Origin of the sequence: Massilia sp. GER05 (genome assembly GCF_052056005.1) — a bacterium.
Classification (GTDB): Bacteria; Pseudomonadota; Gammaproteobacteria; order Burkholderiales; family Burkholderiaceae_D; genus Telluria; species Telluria orientalis.
This window is the reverse complement of sequence record NZ_CP178858.1, coordinates 5250087-5269586: the sequence shown is the minus strand read 5'-3', so window position 1 is coordinate 5269586 and position 19500 is coordinate 5250087. Positions and strand designations below refer to the sequence as shown.

The window sequence follows — 19500 nt, the reverse complement described above, 5'->3', positions numbered from 1 at the left end:
CGACGTTGCCGGATGGGCGTGTCCTGAACAACCTGTACTACGGCTCGGGCCATTTGCACCAGGTGAACCTGGACGGCGAGGTCATTACCGACATCGAACGGGGACCGGGCGCACCGGATGATCGCCCGCTCGCAGGGGACGCTCGTCAGCCAGTTCCGGTACGACCCCGTGGGGCGGCTGTTGTCGCAGACGGCGGGCGAGGGCGCGTCGACCGTCATCGCGCGGCAGTACGAGTACGACGAAGTTGGCAACCTCGTATCGATCGACGACCAGCGCAACGGTGTGACACGCTACAGCTACGATCCGATCGGACGCATTTTGTCGGCCGTGCAGCCGCAGTCGAGCGAGCGCTTTGGGTTCGATCCGGCGCACAACATGCTCGACACGACAGTGGCGGCCGTCGGGCGCGTCGAGGGCAACCGCATCCGGGTGTACGAGGACAAGCGTTATGACTACGATGCGCACGGCAACGTGGTCGAGAAGCTGGTCGGCAAGCATACGCGGATGCGGTTCGAGTGGAATCCGGCGCATCAGCTGGTGCGCAGCGTGGTGGCGCGCGGGGAGATCGATACTGCGCAGACGGTCAGCTATGCCTACGATCCGTTCGGACGCCGGATTGCGAAGCGGGATGCGTTTGGCGTCACGCGGTTCGTGTGGGATGGGAACCGGTTGCTGTGCGAGAACCGGGGGAGTCATGCGCGGACGTACGTGTATGGCGAGGATGCGTTCGTGCCGCTGGCGCGCGTGGACGCTGTTGCTGGCGCGGATGGCGCGGCGCGGGCCGAGGTGCGGCATCTGCATACGGATCATCTCGGGACGCCGCGGGAGATGACCAATGCGGGTGGGCGGGTCGTGTGGGCTGCGCGGTATCGGGCCTGGGCGAATGTACTTGAGGTTGCGCAGCAGGATTCGCCGGAGGTGGTGTCGCCCGATGAGATCGGGGAGGCACAGCCTGTTCGGTTTCAGGGGCAGTATTTCGACAGCGAAACGGGCTTGCATGACAACCGGTCCCGTTATTATGATCCGGACATTGGGCGATTTGTTTCGATTGATCCCATCGGATTGTCTGGCGGGGCAAACACTTTCGCATACTCTGCCAATCCAACAGCCTCGGTCGATCCGCTCGGTCTAAGTCCATGCAAGACCAGTAACGCGAATGATGCGAATAAAATCGTCTCCGAATTTGCGGGCGGAGCAGTTCGACTGCCGAGCGCCGCTTATACTGGTGGCAGGCAAACCCTGTTTCATTACACTGATGAGGCAGGAATGCGGGGAATTATCAGTTCACAAGAACTGCGGGTCTCGACAGGAGTAACACATGCTCGTTACGGCGATGGGCAATACCTCACTGATTTGGCGCCAGAAATGGTTGGGGCACGCACGGTGGGGCAGCTGTCGGCAGAGCAGCTAGGTAATGGAGCCATCTCAGGCGGACAGGCTTCACGATTCCTGTTTAATGATCCTAGAAAGTTGGGGAAACTTACGAATTTTGTTGAGATCGACATTGCCGGTCTTTCGGTTAGGCAAGGTCTTAATTCATCCGGCACAGAATTCCGCGAACATGTTCAATTTATACTGAACAAAAACGACATGGATTTGACGGGTCGAATCGTACGGACAGGAAGGACATTTTGATGCGGTACTATTGTTTCTACTCTGAATCGCTTAAGGGTGAAGTGGGGAAGTTCTATTGCGAGGTATCGCCCGAGAACTTAATCACTCGGCAAATCGATGTGTTTGGTTCCGAAATTTATTGGGCTGAACCTGGATCTCAGTATAGTGAAGATTATCCTTTTACTGATCAGCCAGAATTTGATGAATCGGATCAAGAGGCGGAAGAATTGGATCGAGAAACATTTGAGAGAATTTGGGCTGAAGGAAAAAAGCAGTGACCGTCATATTTTGCAAAGGCGATATATTTGCAGTGAGCTCGCCTCAAGCATTTGCGCACGGTTGTAACTGTGCTGGCGCAATGGGGAAAGGCATTGCCGTTACATTTCGTGAAAAATGGCCATTGATGTACGCACGGTATCGAGAATTATGCAAGACTGGTGCCTTCGTTCTAGGCGATGTCTTTGAGTGGACTGACGGTGCGACCAGAATATACAACTTGGGAACGCAAAGGACCTGGAGGTCAAAGGCTGACGTTTCAGCCATAAAAATTTCGATGGCTCGATTAAAGAAACTTCTAACCGATGCCGAAATTTCTGAAATTTATATGCCGCGCATTGGTGCTGGATTGGGAGGGGGTGACTGGAATGAAATCAAGTCGATCATTGAATGGAGTTTTGGCGAAAGTCCCATCCATGTATATGTGTGCGAAGAATTTGTGCCCGGAGCAGCATTGCAGGTTATGTCATAATCATGCAAGCCGCCGAGCATGCAGCAGGATTTATTGACTAATGAGTGGGCTATTGGAGTTTGTTTTCGAAGACGTTGCGTCCAATAATCTCGCAAAAATGGTTGTCGAATGCGTGCGTGAAAAAAGCAATATCAGCGAAGTTCTGCAGGACGGCGCACGTCTGCGACTGGACTCCATTCTTGCGCATCGTTGCTGAGGCCGTAACAGAAAGACGCGAAGTGTCGAGTCCCGTTTGATCGTAGATGCGCTTGACGAATAGTTCCGGCCGTTTCTTCTGCTATTGCTTGAGTGCCAGGATGGGCGTTTTGACGACGGTCTAATTTTATCGTTCAGGTACTTTTACACGTCTAACGAGCCGCTCGCTGCAGAAATAGTTCTTTACGCTCGAAATCATAAGCTGGACGGCAACGTTTGGCGCAAGGTTAAAGTGGTGGTTGGAGACGTCGAGGAGCTCGTTGCAAAAGTTAAGGGAAATCAATTTAATTCCATATCCTCCGGAGTGAAACTGCTTAACTTTGGAGATTTGTGGTGTATTGATATTGACGGCGATTACAGTCTGGCTGGCGATCCGAGCTCCCTGGATGAAGTGCGCGAGGACGGACAGTGCTACGTCATTGGGCGCCAAGTCGAAGCTTGCGAACTCGACGAAGTTGCTTGACGACGATAATCGTCTCCTTGGCAGTGGCAGAGGTGGAGCAATTAGTTGCTGCCCATCAATCGGTAATTAATTTTGGATTGCCCTCTGATGCGGTCAACGATGAATGACTGATGAAGGCGGAAGAAAAGCTAAATCGTGAGTCGCCACGATTGTACAAATGGTTTCTCAAACTATGCGCAGAACGGGGAGATCCGAGGGGTATGGGGCACAACAGATTGTGAGTACACCTTTAACAGCAACGGGAGTTGAGGAATTGATCGCGGCCCATCAGTCGATCATTAATTTTGGATTATCGTCCGATGCGGTCGAGGATGAATGGCTGGCAAATGCAGAAAATGCACTAAACCGCAAATTGCCGGAATCATATAAATGGTTTCTCAAACGATATGCAGGCGGTGAAGTCGGAGGGGAAGAGATTTATAGCATTTACGGAATTCCTTTCGAGTCGGCTAATGGGGGAGACATAGTTTTTCGCCACTTAATGAATCGCAAGGCTGGCTTTCTTGATGATTCAAAACTTGTCATTAGCGAAACTGATCTTGGCGAAGTTTTCTTCTTTGACTATATGAATTTCAAAGACGGCGAATGTTCGATATATCTCAGGCTTCCGTCGGGAGAGCACATTCTGTATGCAGAGAATTTTTATGAGTTTCTTGGGAAACGAATTGTGGCTCATGATTCATGATGGCTTGATTCAGCGAGCAGTGCGGGACTCATTCGCGGACGTGCGTGTATGGCGAGGATGCGTTTGTGCCGCTGGCGCGGATGGATGCTGTCGCTGGTCGGGAGGGCGCGGCGCGGGCCGAGCTGCGGCATTTGCATACGGACCGTTTGGGGACGCCGCGGGAGAGGACCGATGCGGGTGGGCGGGTCGAGTGGGCTGCGCATTATCGGCTTCCGGTAATGTGCTCGAGGTTGTGCAGGAAGAGGACTCGCCGTGGCACCTTCGGGCAAGGGCAGCACAATCACGTGGAAGAGCCGGTTCAAGCGCGACCCGGCGGCCAAGGATGTGGATGACGCCAAGGCAAAGGAAATCGTCGCCGGGATGTACAAGTCGGGATTTGATGGACTGCGCACGGCACTTGGTGAAACCGCCCACTGACCTTCGGCAGTGTTGGCCGCGTTGCGGTCGGCCAACCAGCGGGCGCCGGCGTCGAGAGGCGCTGATCGGCTTCAGTGCGCCACGCCCGCCGTCTCCCTCAACCTGCCCGCATCCCTGCCCGGCGGCACCCCAAACAACCGCACATAATCCCGACTGAACTGCGACGGACTCTCATACCCGACGCGATACCCCGCACTGGCCGCATCCATCCCCTCGGCCACCATCAGCCGCCTGGCCTCCTGCATGCGCAACTGCGTGCGGAATTCGAGAGGACTCATCGCCGTCACCGCCTTGAAATGCGCGTGAAAGGTCGACCGGCTCATGCGCGCCACGTCGGCCATCTCGTCGATGCGGCAGTCGCGCGCGTAGTGCGCGCGCAGCCAGACGATGGCGCGGGCGATCTGGTTTTGCCGGCTGTCGCCACGCGCCATGCGGCGCACGATGCGGTTGCCGGCGCCCGTCAATAACCGGTACAGGATCTCGCGCGTGACGAGCGGCGCCAGCGCGTCGATGTCGGCCGGCGTGTCGAGCAGTCGCGCCAGCCGCAGCGCCGCGTCGAGCAGTTCGGGCGTCGTCCGGTTCAGTGCCATGCCCACGTCTTCTCCACCATCCTCATCGGCGGGAGGATGCCGCACCGCCAGGTCCCCCAGCACCACCATGTCCAGGTCGAGACTCAGGCACAAATACGGCCGCTCCGGTCACGCCTCGATCACGGCGCCCGTCACGGGCAGTTCGACGGATGCGACGAGGTAGTACGCGGGGTCGTACACGAAGGCCGTCGCGCCGAGCACGGCGCGCTTGCGGCCCTGCGCGACGAGGCATACGGTCCGTTCGTACAGCACGGGCATGGGCATCGTCGGGCTGGACGATCGGATAAGGCGGACGCCCGGAAGAACGGTGTCGTGAATACCGTCCACGGGGGCGTGGCGGGCGATGGCGGCGGCAAAGAGGGCGAGCGTATCCATGGCGGCAAGGATAGCAGGCCAGCAGGCGGGCGTGCGCGCCGCCGGACGATCGTGCAAGCTTGTGCGACGTTTGCGCTACCGCCGATCGGCTGTGCGGCCCGACACTGTGCCCACTTTCAACCGCACAGGAGATCACCATGACCGCACTCGATCAATACCGCCTGCTGGGCCGCTCCGGCCTGCGCGTCTCGCCGCTGGCGCTCGGCACGATGACCTTCGGCCAGGACTGGGGCTGGGGCGCCGACGAAGCCGAGGCCCGGAACATCTTCGACGCCTACGTGGACCTCGGCGGCAATTTCGTCGACACGGCCGTCAACTACACGAACGGCGCGTCCGAGCGCATCCTCGGCAAGCTGATGGAAGGGCGGCGCGACCGCATCGTCCTGTCGACCAAGTTCACGATGGCGCGCGCTCCAGGCGATCCGAATTCGGGCGGCAACCACCGCATGAATCTCGTGCGCTCCGTCGAGCAGAGCCTGCGCCAGCTCGGCACCGACCGCATCGAACTGCTGCACCTGCACGCCTGGGACGATACGACGCCGCCCGACGAAGTCCTGCGCGCCCTCGACGACCTGGTGCGCGCCGGCAAGGTGCTGTACCTGGGCATCTGCAACACGCCGGCGTGGCGCGTGGCGCAGCTGCAGACGATCGCCGACCTGCGCGGCTGGTCGCCGTTCGTCGCGCTGCAGATCGAATACAGCCTCGTCGAGCGCAGCGTCGAACACGAACTGATGCCGATGGCGCGCGCGCTGGGACTCGGCGTGATGCCATGGTCGCCGCTCGGCGGCGGTCTCCTGAGCGGCAAGTACGGGATGTCCGACCTCGCCACGAACGACGCGGCCGGCGTGGCGGACACGCGCAAGGGCGTGATCGCGTCGACCGGGTTGTTGAACGAGGCGTCGCTGCGCATCGCGGAGGAAGTGAAGGCCGTCGCGCGCGCGACCGGCGCCAGCGCGGCGCAGGTGGCGCTCGCGTGGACCTTGCTGCATCCTGCCGTCACGGCGCCCGTCATCGGCGCGCGCACGCTCGCGCAGGCCCAGGACAACCTGGGCGCGCTGGACGTGAAACTGGATCCGGACCACGTGACGCGCCTAAATGCGGCCAGCCGGCCGGCGCCCATCTTCCCGCAGCGCTTTACCGAACGGCCGCTCGTGCAGCAGCTCGTGTTCGGCGGCGCGGCAGTGGAACGGCGCGGCCGGTGACGGGATCAAGCCTCCGGTTCGGCCGGTTGCATGGCGCCGCGCACGGCCGTGAGGATGGCGTCCGATGCGGTGCGGTCCGACACGGCGCGCGCGAGCGTCAGCGCGCCGACCATCGCGGCGAGGGCGACGATGCCCTCGTCGCCGGCGGCGGGCGCCAGGCGGCACTCGGCCAGCAGCGCCGTCATGCGCGCCACCATGGCGTCGGCCGTCGCGCTGGGCTGGCCGCGCAGGCCCAGCTCCGCGGCCAGCGTGGGGAGCGGGCAGCCTTCGCCCGGTTCGTCGCGGTGTTCCGCCGACAGGTAATGGTCGATGACGGCGCGCGGCGCGGCGTCCGCCGATGGCAGCCAGCGTTCCAGCGTCTGCTGGACGGCGGCCTCCAGCGAAGCCTGCACGAGCGCGTCCTTGGATTCGAAATGGGCGTAGAAGCCGCCGTGGGTCAGGCCGAGCGCCTTCATCAGCGGCACGAGGCCCGTGCCTTCGATGCCGTCCTTGCGGAAGCGGCGCGACGCTTCGCCGATGATGCGCTGGCGCGTTTCGGCCTTATGGTTACTCGAGTAACGCATAGTTATGGGATTGGTTTGCAATGATTCGGATGCGGTCCGTGCGGCCGAAAGCGACGGACCCGTTGAGCGACGGATGTGCCTCATGAATTTAGGCAACGCTCCGTGTCACCATTGTAAGCCTTAATGAGGGATTCCACAATTCCGGCCATGAATTTGCCGGAATCGTGTTGCGCGAGGCCGTCTTTACTGCTTAGTGCGACGCGGCCGCGGCCGGCAGCGCCTCGGTGGCGGCCCCGTGCTTGCGCAGGTACTCGGCGCAGGCGTCGGCGTCGAGCGGCTTGCTGAAGTAATCGCCCTGGATCTGGTCGCAGCCCGCGCTGCGCAGGGCGGCCAGCTGCCCGTCGTTCTCGACGCCTTCGGCGATGACTTCCAGGCGCAGCGTGTGCGCCATGGCGATGATCGCCTTCACCATCGCCAGCGATTCGGCACTCTGGTGCACGTCGAGGACGAACGAGCGGTCGACCTTCAGCTTGTCGACGGGCAGGCGCTTGAGGTAGCTGAGGCTCGAATAGCCGGTGCCGAAATCGTCGATGCTGAGCGTGGCGCCCAGTTCGCGCAGCTGGCGCATCAGGTCCGCGGTGCGGACCGGGTCGTCCATCGAAATGCTTTCCGTGAGTTCCAGCTCCAGCAGGCGCGGAGGCAGGCCCGATTCACGGAGGACGGCGCCGACGAGCGCCACGACGTCCGTGCCCAGGAACTGCTTGCCGGACAGGTTGACGGCCACCGGCACGTCGGGCACGCCGGCATCGGTCCACGCGCGGCGCTGGGCCACGGCCGTGCGCAGGATCCATTCGCCGATCGGCACGACGAGGCCGGAATCCTCGGCGATCGGGATGAATTCGGCCGGGGAGATGCTGCCGTGCTCGGGATGCTTCCAGCGCACGAGGACTTCCAGGCCGGCGACGCCGCCGCTGTGCAGGTCCGTCTTGGGTTGATAGTTCAAATACAGTTCGCCGCGCTCGATCGCATGGCGCAACTGGTTTTCCAGCGTGAGCTTGCGCTGCAACGCCTGGTTCAGTTCTTCCGAATAGCGCTGGATCTGGCCCCCGCCCAGCACCTTGGCGCGGCGCACGGCCATCGTCGCGTTGTTCAGCAGGAGGTCGCCGTCGGTGCCGTCCTCGGGGAAGATCGCATAGCCGATGCTGCACGTGAGGGGGATCGCGCCGCCCGGCGTCTTGAATTCGCGCGTGGCGGCCTGCAGCAGCTGGCGCAGGCGGTCGCGCGCGACGCTGTCGTCGCCGAGGCCCGGCAGCAGCACGACGAATTCGTCGCTCCCGGCCCGCGCCAGCATGTCGCCCGGCCGCAGCAGGTTCTGCAGGCTCCACGTGATGGCGACGAGCGCCTTGTCGCCTTCATGGTGGCCCAGCAGCTCGTTGAGGCGCTTGAACTTGTCGATGTTGATCGTCGCGACCAGCGTGTGCAGGCCGTCGCTCTTCCATTTGTCCAGGTTCTGGCCGATCGTCCGCACGAGCACCTGGCGGTTCGCGAGGCCCGTCAGTACGTCGTGCGTGAGCAGGAATTCGACCTGGCCCGCGGCCGCCGCGAGGTCGGGATTCGCATTGTCGACGTAGACGTGCGAGTGCAGCGACTGCGCCGCGGTCGCCAGCTGGCGGAAGTGGATCAGCTGTTCCGTCATGCGCGCGAGGTCGCGCAGGATGTCCAGTTCCTCCTCGTTCAGCGTGCGCGGCACGCGGTCCAGGACGCACAGGGTCCCCAGCGGCATCCGGTCGATCGAGTACAGCTGCACGCCCGCATAAAAGCGCACGTGCGGCGGATTGACGACCATCGGGTTGTCGGCGAAGCGCGCATCCTGCGTCGCGTCCGGGACGATCAGCGGCTCGTGGTCGAGGATCGCGTGGCCGCAGAACGAGATCTCGCGGCGGGTGCCGGTCATGTCGATGCCGCAGCGCGACTTGAACCACTGGTCTTCCTCGGCGACCAGCGAGACCAGCGCGATCGGCATCTTCAGCAGCCGGCTCGCCATGCGTGTGATGCGGTCGAACGCGTCCTCGGGGGCGCTGTGGAGGAGGCGGGTGGCGTGCAGCGCCGTCAACCGGCGCGCTTCGTCGAGCGGTATCGATGGGGTCTGCATGTCGTGTCATGAGGAGCTTCGTTGAGTCACATTCTGCCACGACCGGCGAAGCGGAGGCACGAGCTTGGCATGGCGTTGCAGCCAGGAATTAATCACGCTGGCGGAATGCGCCGAAATGCTGGCGATAATCGAGCGCGCTGACGCCCAGGTGGCGCAGGAACGCCGCGCGCATCCGCGCCGAAGTGCCGAACCCGCAGCGGTGCGCGACCGTCTTGAGGGGCCGGTCGGAGCGTTCGAGCAGGACCCTGGCCGCGTCCACGCGCGCCCGCTCGACGAATTCCGCCGGCGTGACCCCGGCCGCGCGCGCGAACTGGCGCGCGAAGTGGCGCTCGCTCAGCGCCGCCACCCGCGCGAGGTCGGCCACCGTCAGCGGCGCGGCGAGGTGGGCGAGCACGTGGTCCTGGACGGTGCGCAGCACGGAATCGTCGCCCACGTACGGCGTCAGGTAAGGACTGAACTGCGATTGCCCGCCGCTGCGCTGGGTAAACACGACGAGGCGCTTGGCCACGTTCAGCGATACGTCCGCGCCGTGGTCTTCGTAGACCAGGTGCAGCGCGAGGTCGACGCCCGCCGTGACGCCGGCCGACGTATAGACCGGACCGTCGCGCACGAAAATGCGGTCCGGCTGGACGGCCACCCGCGGAAAGCGCGCGGCCAGCAGCGCCACGTCGTTCCAGTGCGTGGTGGCGCGGCGGCCGTCCAGCAGGCCCGCGTGGGCGAGCAGGAACGCGCCGTTGCAGACGGACGCGATGCGGGCGCAGCGGGTGCTCATCGTGTGCAGCCACGCGGCGAGCGCGGTATCGGCCGGCCGGCGCGGCAGGTCCGGGCCGCCGGGGACCAGCAGCAGGTCGGGTGCGGCGTCGTCTTCGTCGTAGCGCGCGTGCGGTTGCAGCAGCATCCCGTTCGAGCACGCGACGGGGCCGTCCACCGTGCCGAGCACGCGCATGCGGTAATGGTCGCGCGGCGCGAGAAAACGGTTGGCTTCCGCGAACACGTCGAGCGGACCCGTGACGTCGAGCGACTGCACGCCGGGGAAGGCGAGGATGGCGATGGTGGGCAAGCGCGGGCTCCTGGGATCGACAAGCACGCCATCACTATAGCCGCGCGTGCGTGGCCGCGGCGGGGCGTGGCGGGAAATGCGCGCACCGTGGCGGGAAACCGGTGCACGCTGCCGGCGCCGGCGCGCGGCCCGGCGCCAGAATGGCGTCATCCCCAACACACGAAAGGACGACAATGGACAACACTGCGGAACGCGTGGGCCCCGCATTTTCCGTCGACGGCATGCTGCGCGCGCGTCGTGAGACCCGCAAGGCCATCGCCGCGATCGCGCGGCGCATCCGGCCCGGCATGGTGGAAGAAGACGCCGTGGCCATGGCGCGCGACGTCATCGCCACGCGGGGCCACACCCTCAGCTGGCACCCGGTGCGCGTGCGCTTCGGCGCCAACACGATCCTGCCGATGAAGCGCGCGTCGACACCCGGCATCGTGCTGGGCGAGCACGACATCTTCTTCATCGACATCGCGCCGCGCGTGGAGCACTGGGAAGGCGACGGCGGCGCCACGTTCACGGTCGGTGACGTGCCCGGGTATGCGCGCTGCGCCGCCGACGCCGAGCGCCTGTTCCATGAGGTGCGCCAGGCGTGGAAGACGCAGGACTGGAGCGGCAGGAAGCTGTACGAGTTCGCGGACCGGCGTGCCCGCGACCTGGGCTGGGACCTCGATCCGGACCTGCCGGGCCACCGCGTCTCCGACTTCCCGCACGCGGCGCTGCACACGGGCGCGCTGGCCGATTACGACCATGCGCCATCGGCCATGCGCTGGATCCTCGAGATCCACTTGCTCGATCCGCGGCGCCGCTTCGGTGCGTTTTTCGAGGACATGCTGCTGGACGACGCGGACTACGTCTGACGGAAGCACTGCACGAGGAAGTCGGCGAACACGCGCACGCGCGCCGACAGCTGGCGCGCGTGCGGATACATCACGGAGACGGGGATGGTGGGCGGCGGCACGTCCGCCAGCACCTCGACGAGACGGCCGTCCGCGAGCTGCCCGGCGATGCGGTAGCGCGGCACCTGCACGAGGCCGAGGCCCGCGAGCGCGGCCGCCGTGTAGGCTTCGGTGCCGGTGACGGAGACGATTCCGGGCGGCGTCGCCAGCTTCAGGCCCGCGTCCGTCATGAATTCCAGCGGATATGGCCGGCCCGTCGCCGTCGACACGTAGTGCACGGCCTGGTGATGCACGAGATCCGCCAGCGCGGCCGGCGTGCCGAAGCGGTCGAGGTAGGCGGGACTCGCGACCGTCACCTGCTCGATGTCGGCCGCGCGCCGTGCCACCATCGACGAATCGTGCAGCTGGCCCGCGCGCAGCACGCAGTCGACGCCTTCGCGCACGAGGTCGACGAGGCGGTCGTCCTCCCCCACGTGCAGCTGGATGCGCGGATAGCGCGCGAGGAATCCCGATAGCGCGGGAAAGACGAAGTAGCGGGCCAGCGTCGGCTGCAGGTTCACCCGGAGCAGGCCCGCGGGCTCGCTGCCGCGGAACGCGTCTTCCGCTTCGTCGAGGTCGGCCAGCAGGCGCACGCACCGTTCGTAGTAAGCGGCGCCGTCCTGCGTGGGCGCGACGGCGCGCGTCGTCCGTTCCAGCAGGCGCGTGCCGAGGCGGTTTTCCAGCCGCTTGATCGCATTGGTCGCGGTGGCGCGCGGGATCAGGAGGTCCTCGGCGGCCTGCGTGAAGCTGCGGCGCTCCACGATGCGCACGAAAATCTGCATTTCCTGAAACCGGTCCATCTGCGTCGACATGCGCCACCTCCCTCTGCGATTATACGGTCGGCGCGGCTGGCACCAGCAGGTCGGCGATGCCGATGCGGCGGGCGAAGTCCACGCGCACGGCCTCCGCCACCTCGAGCACCTCGCGCGCGCCGTCGCCGACGAAGTCGACCACCGTACGGAACGGCCGCCGGCCGCGCGGCAGTCCGACGATGCGCACCAGTTCATCGGCCACGGCCTGCGGATCGGCTTCCGGCGGCGTCAACGCGTCGAGGCGTTCGCCCACCTGGTCCAGCACCCCGTCGTAGCGGGCATACGCGGCGATCCGTGCGGCGTCCGCCGGCTTGCCGGCGCTGGGGAAGTGCTCCGTGCCGCGGGTGAACGCGCCGGGGACCATGATCGCGGTCTCGATGCCGAAGCGGGAGATTTCGTACGACAGCGACACCGCGAGCGAATCCAGCGCCGCCTTCGCCGCGCCGTACGGGCCGAGGAAAGGCGGGAAGCCGCCCTTCGTCGTCGTGCTGGAGATCCACAGCAGCAGGCCGGATGCCTGGGCGCGCAGCTGGGGCAGGGCCGCGCGCAATACGCGCTGGGCGCCGAGGAAGTTCGTGTCCAGCACCTTGGCCACTTCCTCGGCCGTGAAGGCTTCGGTTGGGCCGACGACCAGGTGGCCCGCGTTCTGCACGACGACGTCCAGCCGGCCCTGTTCCGCGACGACCGCCGCGACGGCCGCGTCGCACGAGGCTTGGGACAGCACGTCCAGTTCGAGCGGCCGCAGGTCGGCGCCGTGCTGCCGCGCCCAGTCGCGCGCTGCGGCGGCGCGGGCCGCGTTGCGTCCTGCGACGTCGCGCATCGACGCGTAGACCGTGTGGCCGGCGCGGGCCAGCGCCTGTGCCGAGAGTTTGCCGATGCCGCTGCCGGCGCCCGTGATGAGGATGACTGCCTGGTCCATGGTTGCGATCTCCTCAGGCCATGCCGCCGTTGGCGCGCAGGACCTGGCCGTTGACCCAGCCGCCGTCCGGACCGGCCAGGAAGGACACGACGCCGGCGATGTCCTCGGGCTGGCCCAGGCGACCCAGCGGCGCCGAGTTCGCGATCTGCTGGACCAGCTCATCCGACTTCCCGGTCAGGAACAGCTCGGTCGCGACGGGGCCCGGCGCCACGGCGTTGCAGGTGATGCCGCGGCCGCGCAGCTCTTTCGCGAACACGCGGGTCAGCGCTTCCACCGCGCCTTTCGTGGCGGCGTACACGCCATAGGTCGGCGGCGCCATGTGCAGCACGCTGGTCGAGAAATTGACGATGCGTCCGCCTTCGTTCAGGCGCGTGGCCGCTTCGCGCATCGTGTTGAAGGTGCCGGTGACGTTGATGGCCATCGTGCGCTCGAACTGCTCGTCGGTCGTCTCGGCGATCGTCACGTACGGCAGGATGCCGGCGTTGTTGACGAGGATGTCCACGGGGCCGAGCTTTGCCTCGATCGCCGCGAACATCGCTTTCACGTCGTCGACCTTGGCGACGTCGGCGCGCACGGCGATGGCGCGGCCGCCTGCCGCTTCGATGGCGGCGACGGTGGCGTTGGCGGCTGCCTCGTTGCCGGCATAGTTGACGGCGATGGCGAACCCGTCTTCGGCGAGACGTTTCGCAACGGCGGCGCCGATGCCGCGGGAGGCGCCGGTGACCAGGGCGACGCGGGGGGTGTGTTGGGCTTGGGTGTTCATCGTGACCTCCTTGGTTGGTTGAGCGTGGAGTCATGATGATTGATTTTGATGCAAAGATAATCTAGCAAAGTTTGCCTTCAGAATTCCATCTTGAATAACAATCTGGCGCGTTTATCGCCGATATAACCGGACGGTGCATAACTGCCATTCGAACAATAAATTTTTCAAGCATGCTGCAGCGCAGTAAATTGGATTCGCAGTCTCGCTATTCGAACCCAACCACTGGAGCTGATCATGATCGGTAAACGTCACCTTGTTGCTCTCGCATCCGTCCTCTCGTTCAACGCCCACGCCGCCGAACCGGCTGCGCGCCTGAGACCCGCTACCTGCAGCACGCCGGCCTTCACGTCGGACCTGAAAGACGAATACCTCCAGGGCACCGTCCGCCTGGCCGTGCTCGTGGACCCTGACGGTTCGGTCAAGCGGGCGAAGGTCGTCGAGTCCAGCGGCCACCGCGCGCTGGACCGGGCCTCGCTGCGTGCCAGCTATACGTGCAAGTTCGGTGCCGCCGGCAAGGACGGCGAGCCGAGCTGGTCCACCGTGCAATACAAGTGGATCAACGATTGATCCGGATCGGGCCGCCGGCTTCGGTCGCCGGCGGCTCAACCAACGTTCGAAAAATTCGATAAAAGCCTGGCAATTTTCTCGTTTTTTTAATGCCGGGCCACCGCGCATAATGTCTCCATCGCAGCGAACAACGAAGAGGAGATCTTCGAAACGTTCGATGCAATATCGACCCCCCAACCGATAACACTGGAGAACATCATGAGCAACGCCAAACTGGAAGTCCTGACCCCGCATAACTCGCAACTGATCATCATCGACCACCAGCCGCAGATGGCGTTCGGCGTGCAGTCGATCGACCGCCAGACCCTGAAGAACAACGTGGTCGGCCTGGCCAAGGCGGCGAAGGCGTTCGACATCCCGACCGTGATCACCACCGTCGAAAGCGATTCCTTCTCCGGCAAGACCTATCCCGAGATCCTGGATGTCTTCCCGGGCAAGGAGATTCTCGAACGGACGTCGATGAATTCCTGGGACGACCAGAAGGTGCGCGATGCCCTGGCCGCCAACGGCCGCAGGAAGATCATCGTCGCCGGCCTGTGGACGGAAGTGTGCAACACGACCTTCGCGCTGTCCGCGATGCTGGAAGGCGGCTACGAGATCTACATGGTGGCCGATGCGTCGGGCGGCACGTCGAAGGACGCGCACGACTTCGCGATGCAGCGCATGGTGCAGGCCGGCGTCGTGCCCGTGACGTGGCAGCAGGTGCTGCTCGAATGGCAGCGCGACTGGGCGCACCGCGACACCTACGATGCCGTGATGAAGATCGTCACCGAACACTCGGGCGCGTACGGCATGGGCGTCGACTACGCCTACACGATGGTGCACAAGGCACCGGCGCGCAACCAGGGCGACAACCCGGTGCTGGCCCCGGTTGCGGCACCCGTACGCTGAGCTTCAGGTCCGAAACGCCTGGAAAGAGAGCGATCATGAAAACCATCGTGCCGACCACGCGGACGGGCTGGCCGTCCGCCCCGCGCTCGACGACCTTGCCGCGCGACTGCGCCCACACCCAGTGGCCGCTTCGCTCATACGTTCGCTCACACGTTCGTATAGGTGCGCACGATTGGCGGTAGGACGTCCTTGGGTTAACATTTGATTCACCCGCCCCAGGAGACTCCCATGAAAGCAATCGTCACCGGCCACACGAGGGGCCTCGGCGCCGCGCTCGCCGCCAATCTGCTGGCGCGCGGCGTACCCGTCCTCGGCCTGGCGCGCACCCGTTCGGCCGAACTGGTCGACGCGTATCCCGACCTGTTCGAGGAGGTCGAACTGGACCTGGCCGACAGCGTCGCGCTGTCGCGCTGGCTCGCGGACGGCATGCTGGGCGATTACCTGGACGGCACCGGCGCCGTCCTGCTGCTGAATAATGCGGGCATGGTGAGCCCAGTCGGCCCGCTCGACGCGCAGGACCCGCAAGCCGTGCTGCGCGCCGTGCAGTTGAACGTGGCCGCGCCGATGGCGCTCGCCGCCGCCGTCGTGCGCGCCAGCGGCGGGGCGCAGCGGCGCATCCTGCACATTTCCAGCGGCGCCGGCCGCAACGCGTACCCGGGCTGGAGCGTCTACTGCGCCACCAAGGCCGCCCTCGACCACCACGCGCGCGCCGTCGCCCTCGACTGCGAACGCGGCGTGCGCATCTGCAGCCTCGCGCCCGGCGTCATCGACACGGACATGCAGGCCGAGATCCGCGCCACGACGGAAGACCGCTTCCCCATGCGCAAACGCTTCGTCGACATGAAGGAGACCGGCGCGCTCGTGGAGCCGGACGAATGCGCCGAACGGCTGGTCGACTACCTGCTCGGCGCCGGGTTTGGCGCCGAGGTCATCGCCGACCTGCGGATGCTCAGTTGAGCACTTTCAGGCTGCGGGAGCGCGCGGGATCTGCAGCCCATCGATGACGGCGGGGCGCGCGCGGAACGCTTCCAGCACGCGGCCCACTTCCGGAAAGCGGTCGAAGCCGACGATCTCGGCCGCGTCGTAGAAGCCGACCAGGTTGTTCACCCACGGGAAGCAAGCGACGTCGGCGATCGTGTACTCGTCGCCCATGATCCAGGCGCGGCCCTTCAGGTGGCCGTCCAGCACGCCGAGCAGGCGCTTGGCTTCGTGCACGTAGCGGTCGCGCGGGCGCTTGTCCTCGTACTCGCGGCCGGCGAACTTGTGGAAGAAGCCCAGCTGGCCGAACATCGGGCCGATGCCGCCCATCTGGAACATCAGCCACTGGATGGTCTGGTAGCGCAGCGCCGGATCGGCCGGGATCAGCTTGCCCGTCTTCTCGGCCAGGTACAGCAGGATCGCGCCCGATTCCCACAGCGGCAGCGGCTTGCCGCCCGGGCCGTCGGGGTCGATGATCGCGGGGATCTTGTTGTTCGGGTTCAGCGACATGAATTCCGGCGACGTCTGCTCGTTCTTGTCGAACGCGACGCGGTGCACCTCGTAGGGCAGGCCGATTTCTTCGAGCATGATCGCCACCTTGACGCCGTTCGGCGTGGGCAGCGAATACAGCTGCAGGCGGTCGGGGTGCTGCGCGGGCCATCTCTGCGTGATGAGGAAGTCGTTCAGGTCGGTCACGGCGGTCTCCTTCGGGTTGAGAGCGTTGATTGTACTCAAGGTACGGTTTTTCGCCGGGTGGGAGCATACATCTTGGTCTTGGGCAACGACGGGGAGCCATGGACGACCTGCTGCGCTATTACGAGGAAGAGCTGGGATTGTTCGGCCAGTTCGCGCGCGAATTCCGCGCCCGCTATCCCAAGCCCGCCAGCGACCTGCACGTGGCCGGCGAGACGTGGGACGATCCCGGCGTCGCCCGGCTCATCCAGTCCGTTGCGCTGCTGTCCGCCCGCATCCACAAGCGCCTCGACGACGACTACCCCAAGTTCACGGAAGCGCTGCTCGACAGCCTGTACCCGCACTACCTGCGGCCGCTGCCGTCGTATTCCATCGTCCAGGTAGGACAGCGCGGGCCGGCCGAAGTGCCGGACACCCCGTCCGTGCTGCCGCGCGGGACCATGCTGCGCTCGAGCGCGGGCACCGACACGCCGTGCCTGTTCCGCACCGTTTACGACGTGCTGCTGGCGCCGCTCGCCGTCGCCCGCCTCGCGTTCGTGCCGCTGCTCGACGCGCCGCGCACCGCGCGCGCACCGCGCGGGGCCGGCTGCGGCATCAGCCTGACGATCGCGGCGACCCGCGGCGACGTCGGCCGCCTCCCGCCGACGTGGCGCCTGTTCGCGGACGGCGAGGCGTCGACCCGCGCCGCGCTGATCGACGCGCTGTTCCTGCGCTGCACCGCCGCCTGGGTGCAGCCGGAAGGCGACAAGGGCTGGCTGCCGCTGCCGCGCGTCCCGCTGCGCCTGGCCGGTCTCGCGGACGCCGATGCCATGCTGCCGTATCCCGCCCGCTCGCACCCGGCGCCGCGCCTGCTGACCGAGTATTTCTGTTATCCGGAAAAATTCAATTTCATCGACGTCGACCTCGCGGCGCTGGCCGGCATGCTGCCGCCGCGCTGCCGCCGGTTCACGCTGCACCTCGCGCTGTCCGGCATCGCCCCCGATTCCGATGCCGCCCGCCTGCTGGCCGGCCTGGACGCGCGCAACCTGCTGCCCGGCTGCACGCCCGTCGTCAACCTGTTTCCGAAGGCCGGCGCGCCCGTGCAGCTCGCGTACACGAGCGCCGACCATCCGCTGCTGGCCGACGGCGCGCACGCGGGCGCGTACGAGATCCACAGCGTGGACGCCGTGCGGCTCGTGCGCGAAGGGACGGGCACGGTCACCCGTTTCGATCCCCTCTACGCGCCCGGCGACGAGGGCAGGGCGGGCGGCGAAGCGTCGCACCGCGCGCACTACTGGATCGCGCGGCGCGATTACGCGACGGCAGCCGTCAGCCCCGGCCACGAGATGCGCATCGCCCTCGTCGACGCCGATTTCCATCCGCTGGACGCGGCCGGCGCCACCCTGTCCACGGACCTGACGTGCAGTAACCGCGACGTGCCGTCACGCCTGCCTTACGGCCAGCCGCAGGGAGACTTGCGCTGCGACGAACTGTCCACGCTGGCGCCCATCCGCATGCTGAGGAAACCGACCCAAGGCCGGCGCTTCGGCGGCACGCGCGGGTCGCACTGGCGCCTGATCGCCCACCTGGCGCTGAACCACGCGGGCCTGACGATGGCCGGTCTCGCCGATTTCCAGAAAATGCTGGCGCTGTACGATTTGCCGCGGTCCCCGGTCGCCCAGCGCCAGATCGCGGGCATCGTGGGGCTCGAACACGGCACGGTGCGCGCGTGGGTGGGTGCGGCGCCGGTCGCGAGCCTGATGCCGGGCATCGGCATCCGCCTCACCGTCGACGAGGAAGCGTTCGCGGGCACGGGCCTGTATCCGTTCGTGCAGGTGCTCGACCAGTACTTCGCGCTGAACGGCCACCTGAACTGCTTCACGCGGCTGGAAGTCGTGTCGCAACAGACCGGCCGCGAAATCATCGCCTGCTCTCCACGCACGAGCGGCGGCGGATGGACCTGATCGCCCGCCTGCTGGCCGAGCCCCAGCGCTTCGACTTCGTCCAGGCCGTGCGTATGCTGCTGCTGGCGCTCGGCGCGCGCGGCATCCCCGAACGGCGCGCGCTGGCCCGCCACCTGCGCTTCGCGAACAGCCTCGCGCTGGCGTTCCCGTCCAGCCAGATCGAGGCCGCCGCGGCGGACCCCGACGGCTACCGCCTGACGCCGAGTTTCATGGGCCTGCTGGGCGCGCACGGGGCGCTGCCGCTGCACGTGACGGAACGCCTGCTCGCGCTGCCGCAGGACGGACAGGACGCGCAGGCGGCGCGCGCGTTCCTCGACATGTTCAGCACGCGCATGCTCGCGCTGTGGTACCGCGCGTGGCAGAAATACCGCGTCGAGCACCTCGTGGCCGCCCCGCGCGACGCCTTCCTCCCGCTGCTGCTGGCGCTGGCCGGCGTGCCCGGCGGCGGCGTGTTCGCACACGACGGCGTGCCCGACACCGCGCTGGCCGCGTTCGCCGGCCTGCTGCGCCGGCGGCCCGTGTCGGGGGCCGTGCTGGGCCGGGTGCTGTCCAGCCATTTCGGCGTGGCGGTGCGGGTACAGGAGGGCATCGGCCACTGGGACCCGCTGGCCCCGGGCGAGCAGACGATCGTCGGCACCAACGCGCTGCTCGGCCGCCGCGCACTGCTGGGGGAACGCAGCTGGCGGCCGGACCTGCGCGTGCGCGTGCGCATCGGCCCCCTCGACCGTGCCCGCTACGATCACTTCCTGCCCGGCGCCCCGGGCGCCGGCGCGCTGCGCACCCTGTTGCGGCTGTTCGCCGTGCCGACCCTTGCCTACGACATCGTGCTCGTGCTGCGCCAGGCCGACCTGGGGCCGGCGCTGCTGGACGCGTCCGGGCGCCGGCTCGGCCTGGACAGCTACCTGTTGTCGGTGCCCGCCGCGGCCGACCGGGCCGACCTCTGTTACGAACTCCGCCCGCTGGATCCGCTGCCCGCTTTACAATCCGCTTGACCTTCCCATTGT

General features: G+C 65.8%; 21 protein-coding genes and 2 pseudogenes. 13 read left to right on the top strand and 10 right to left on the bottom strand.

What is annotated here, in order from left to right:
* The first annotated feature begins 117 nt into the window (after positions 1 to 117).
* From ACL58G_RS23390 to ACL58G_RS23365, 6 genes are all read left to right on the top strand, one after another.
* Positions 118 to 1635 carry an RHS repeat-associated core domain-containing protein gene (locus ACL58G_RS23390; protein WP_440963336.1) on the top strand — a complete coding sequence of 506 codons (1518 nt, stop codon included), beginning with the start codon at positions 118 to 120 and terminating at the stop codon, positions 1633 to 1635.
* 98 nt (positions 1636 to 1733) lie between these two features.
* Positions 1734 to 1892 carry a hypothetical protein gene (locus tag ACL58G_RS23385; RefSeq protein ID WP_156403799.1) on the top strand — a complete coding sequence of 53 codons (159 nt, stop codon included), beginning with the start codon at positions 1734 to 1736 and terminating at the stop codon, positions 1890 to 1892.
* On the top strand, positions 1889 to 2362 hold the full coding sequence (locus ACL58G_RS23380) for a macro domain-containing protein (protein ID WP_200948866.1): 474 nt from the start codon (positions 1889 to 1891) through the stop codon (positions 2360 to 2362). Before ACL58G_RS23385 ends, ACL58G_RS23380 begins: the two co-directional genes overlap by 4 nt.
* Positions 2363 to 3177: 815 nt before the next feature.
* Positions 3178 to 3705 carry an SMI1/KNR4 family protein gene (locus ACL58G_RS23375; RefSeq protein ID WP_440963335.1) on the top strand — a complete coding sequence of 176 codons (528 nt, stop codon included), beginning with the start codon at positions 3178 to 3180 and terminating at the stop codon, positions 3703 to 3705.
* A gap of 80 nt (positions 3706 to 3785) precedes the next feature.
* Positions 3786 to 4037 carry an RHS domain-containing protein gene (locus tag ACL58G_RS23370; protein WP_413389105.1) on the top strand — a complete coding sequence of 84 codons (252 nt, stop codon included), beginning with the start codon at positions 3786 to 3788 and terminating at the stop codon, positions 4035 to 4037.
* On the top strand, positions 3958 to 4122 hold the full coding sequence (locus ACL58G_RS23365; RefSeq protein ID WP_156403797.1) for an SRPBCC family protein: 165 nt from the start codon (positions 3958 to 3960) through the stop codon (positions 4120 to 4122). The genes ACL58G_RS23370 and ACL58G_RS23365 overlap by 80 nt, the downstream gene beginning before the upstream one ends.
* A 71-nt stretch (positions 4123 to 4193) precedes the next feature.
* On the opposite strand, the gene ACL58G_RS23360 is transcribed toward ACL58G_RS23365, so the two are convergent.
* The gene (locus ACL58G_RS23360; protein ID WP_440968098.1) at positions 4194 to 4553 is read right to left on the bottom strand and encodes a helix-turn-helix domain-containing protein; all 360 of its coding nucleotides are present in this window, start codon (positions 4551 to 4553) and stop codon (positions 4194 to 4196) included.
* A 33-nt stretch (positions 4554 to 4586) separates the two neighbouring features.
* Positions 4587 to 5087, bottom strand: a pseudogene (locus ACL58G_RS23355) (AraC family transcriptional regulator); the annotation flags it as partial.
* A gap of 137 nt (positions 5088 to 5224) precedes the next feature.
* Here ACL58G_RS23355 and ACL58G_RS23350 point away from each other — a divergent pair.
* Positions 5225 to 6289 carry an aldo/keto reductase gene (locus ACL58G_RS23350; protein WP_440963334.1) on the top strand — a complete coding sequence of 355 codons (1065 nt, stop codon included), beginning with the start codon at positions 5225 to 5227 and terminating at the stop codon, positions 6287 to 6289.
* A 5-nt stretch (positions 6290 to 6294) separates the two neighbouring features.
* On the opposite strand, the gene ACL58G_RS23345 is transcribed toward ACL58G_RS23350, so the two are convergent.
* The 3 genes from ACL58G_RS23345 to ACL58G_RS23335 form a co-directional block, all read right to left on the bottom strand.
* A complete protein-coding gene (locus ACL58G_RS23345) occupies positions 6295 to 6852 on the bottom strand; it encodes a TetR/AcrR family transcriptional regulator (RefSeq protein ID WP_440963333.1) in 558 nt (185 codons plus the stop codon).
* Between the two features lie 190 nt (positions 6853 to 7042).
* Complete coding sequence (locus ACL58G_RS23340) at positions 7043 to 8944, bottom strand: putative bifunctional diguanylate cyclase/phosphodiesterase (RefSeq protein WP_440963332.1); 1902 nt, start codon at positions 8942 to 8944, stop codon at positions 7043 to 7045.
* 88 nt (positions 8945 to 9032) lie between these two features.
* Entirely contained in the window at positions 9033 to 10004 is a 972-nt protein-coding gene (locus ACL58G_RS23335) for a GlxA family transcriptional regulator (RefSeq protein WP_440963331.1), read from the bottom strand.
* Positions 10005 to 10177: 173 nt separating this feature from the next.
* On the opposite strand from ACL58G_RS23335, the gene ACL58G_RS23330 reads away from it, so the two are divergent.
* Positions 10178 to 10852 (top strand): M24 family metallopeptidase, encoded by a 675-nt coding sequence (locus tag ACL58G_RS23330; protein ID WP_440963330.1) that lies wholly within the window; start codon positions 10178 to 10180, stop codon positions 10850 to 10852.
* Here the strand turns inward: ACL58G_RS23330 and ACL58G_RS23325 are convergent.
* Genes ACL58G_RS23325 through ACL58G_RS23315 form a run of 3 tightly spaced genes read right to left on the bottom strand, consistent with a single transcriptional unit; the run spans position 10843 to position 13424 of the window.
* The gene (locus ACL58G_RS23325) at positions 10843 to 11730 is read right to left on the bottom strand and encodes a LysR family transcriptional regulator (protein WP_413345336.1); all 888 of its coding nucleotides are present in this window, start codon (positions 11728 to 11730) and stop codon (positions 10843 to 10845) included. The two genes, ACL58G_RS23330 and ACL58G_RS23325, sit on opposite strands and share 10 nt — an antisense overlap.
* A gap of 31 nt (positions 11731 to 11761) precedes the next feature.
* A complete protein-coding gene (locus ACL58G_RS23320; RefSeq protein ID WP_440963329.1) occupies positions 11762 to 12661 on the bottom strand; it encodes an SDR family NAD(P)-dependent oxidoreductase in 900 nt (299 codons plus the stop codon).
* A 13-nt stretch (positions 12662 to 12674) separates the two neighbouring features.
* A complete protein-coding gene (locus ACL58G_RS23315; protein WP_440963328.1) occupies positions 12675 to 13424 on the bottom strand; it encodes an SDR family oxidoreductase in 750 nt (249 codons plus the stop codon).
* 234 nt (positions 13425 to 13658) lie between these two features.
* On the opposite strand from ACL58G_RS23315, the gene ACL58G_RS23310 reads away from it, so the two are divergent.
* Positions 13659 to 13991 (top strand): energy transducer TonB, encoded by a 333-nt coding sequence (locus tag ACL58G_RS23310; RefSeq protein ID WP_413345112.1) that lies wholly within the window; start codon positions 13659 to 13661, stop codon positions 13989 to 13991.
* Between the two features lie 198 nt (positions 13992 to 14189).
* On the top strand, positions 14190 to 14882 hold the full coding sequence (locus tag ACL58G_RS23305; protein WP_440963327.1) for a hydrolase: 693 nt from the start codon (positions 14190 to 14192) through the stop codon (positions 14880 to 14882).
* Positions 14883 to 14937: 55 nt separating this feature from the next.
* On the opposite strand, the pseudogene ACL58G_RS23300 reads toward ACL58G_RS23305, so the two are convergent.
* Positions 14938 to 15120, bottom strand: a pseudogene (locus ACL58G_RS23300) (hypothetical protein); the annotation flags it as partial.
* Between ACL58G_RS23300 and ACL58G_RS23295 the strand changes: the two are divergent.
* A complete protein-coding gene (locus ACL58G_RS23295) occupies positions 15111 to 15839 on the top strand; it encodes an SDR family oxidoreductase (protein WP_413388186.1) in 729 nt (242 codons plus the stop codon). The pseudogene ACL58G_RS23300 and the gene ACL58G_RS23295 sit on opposite strands and share 10 nt — an antisense overlap.
* A 6-nt stretch (positions 15840 to 15845) precedes the next feature.
* Here ACL58G_RS23295 and ACL58G_RS23290 read toward each other — a convergent pair whose 3' ends face one another.
* Entirely contained in the window at positions 15846 to 16556 is a 711-nt protein-coding gene (locus ACL58G_RS23290; RefSeq protein ID WP_440963326.1) for a glutathione S-transferase N-terminal domain-containing protein, read from the bottom strand.
* A gap of 98 nt (positions 16557 to 16654) precedes the next feature.
* Between ACL58G_RS23290 and tssF the strand changes: the two genes are divergently transcribed.
* Both tssF and tssG read left to right on the top strand, forming a co-directional pair.
* The gene (tssF, locus tag ACL58G_RS23285) at positions 16655 to 18496 is read left to right on the top strand and encodes a type VI secretion system baseplate subunit TssF (RefSeq protein ID WP_440963325.1); all 1842 of its coding nucleotides are present in this window, start codon (positions 16655 to 16657) and stop codon (positions 18494 to 18496) included.
* A complete protein-coding gene (tssG, locus tag ACL58G_RS23280) occupies positions 18487 to 19488 on the top strand; it encodes a type VI secretion system baseplate subunit TssG (protein WP_440963324.1) in 1002 nt (333 codons plus the stop codon). The genes tssF and tssG overlap by 10 nt, the downstream gene beginning before the upstream one ends.
* Positions 19489 to 19500: the final 12 nt, after the last annotated feature.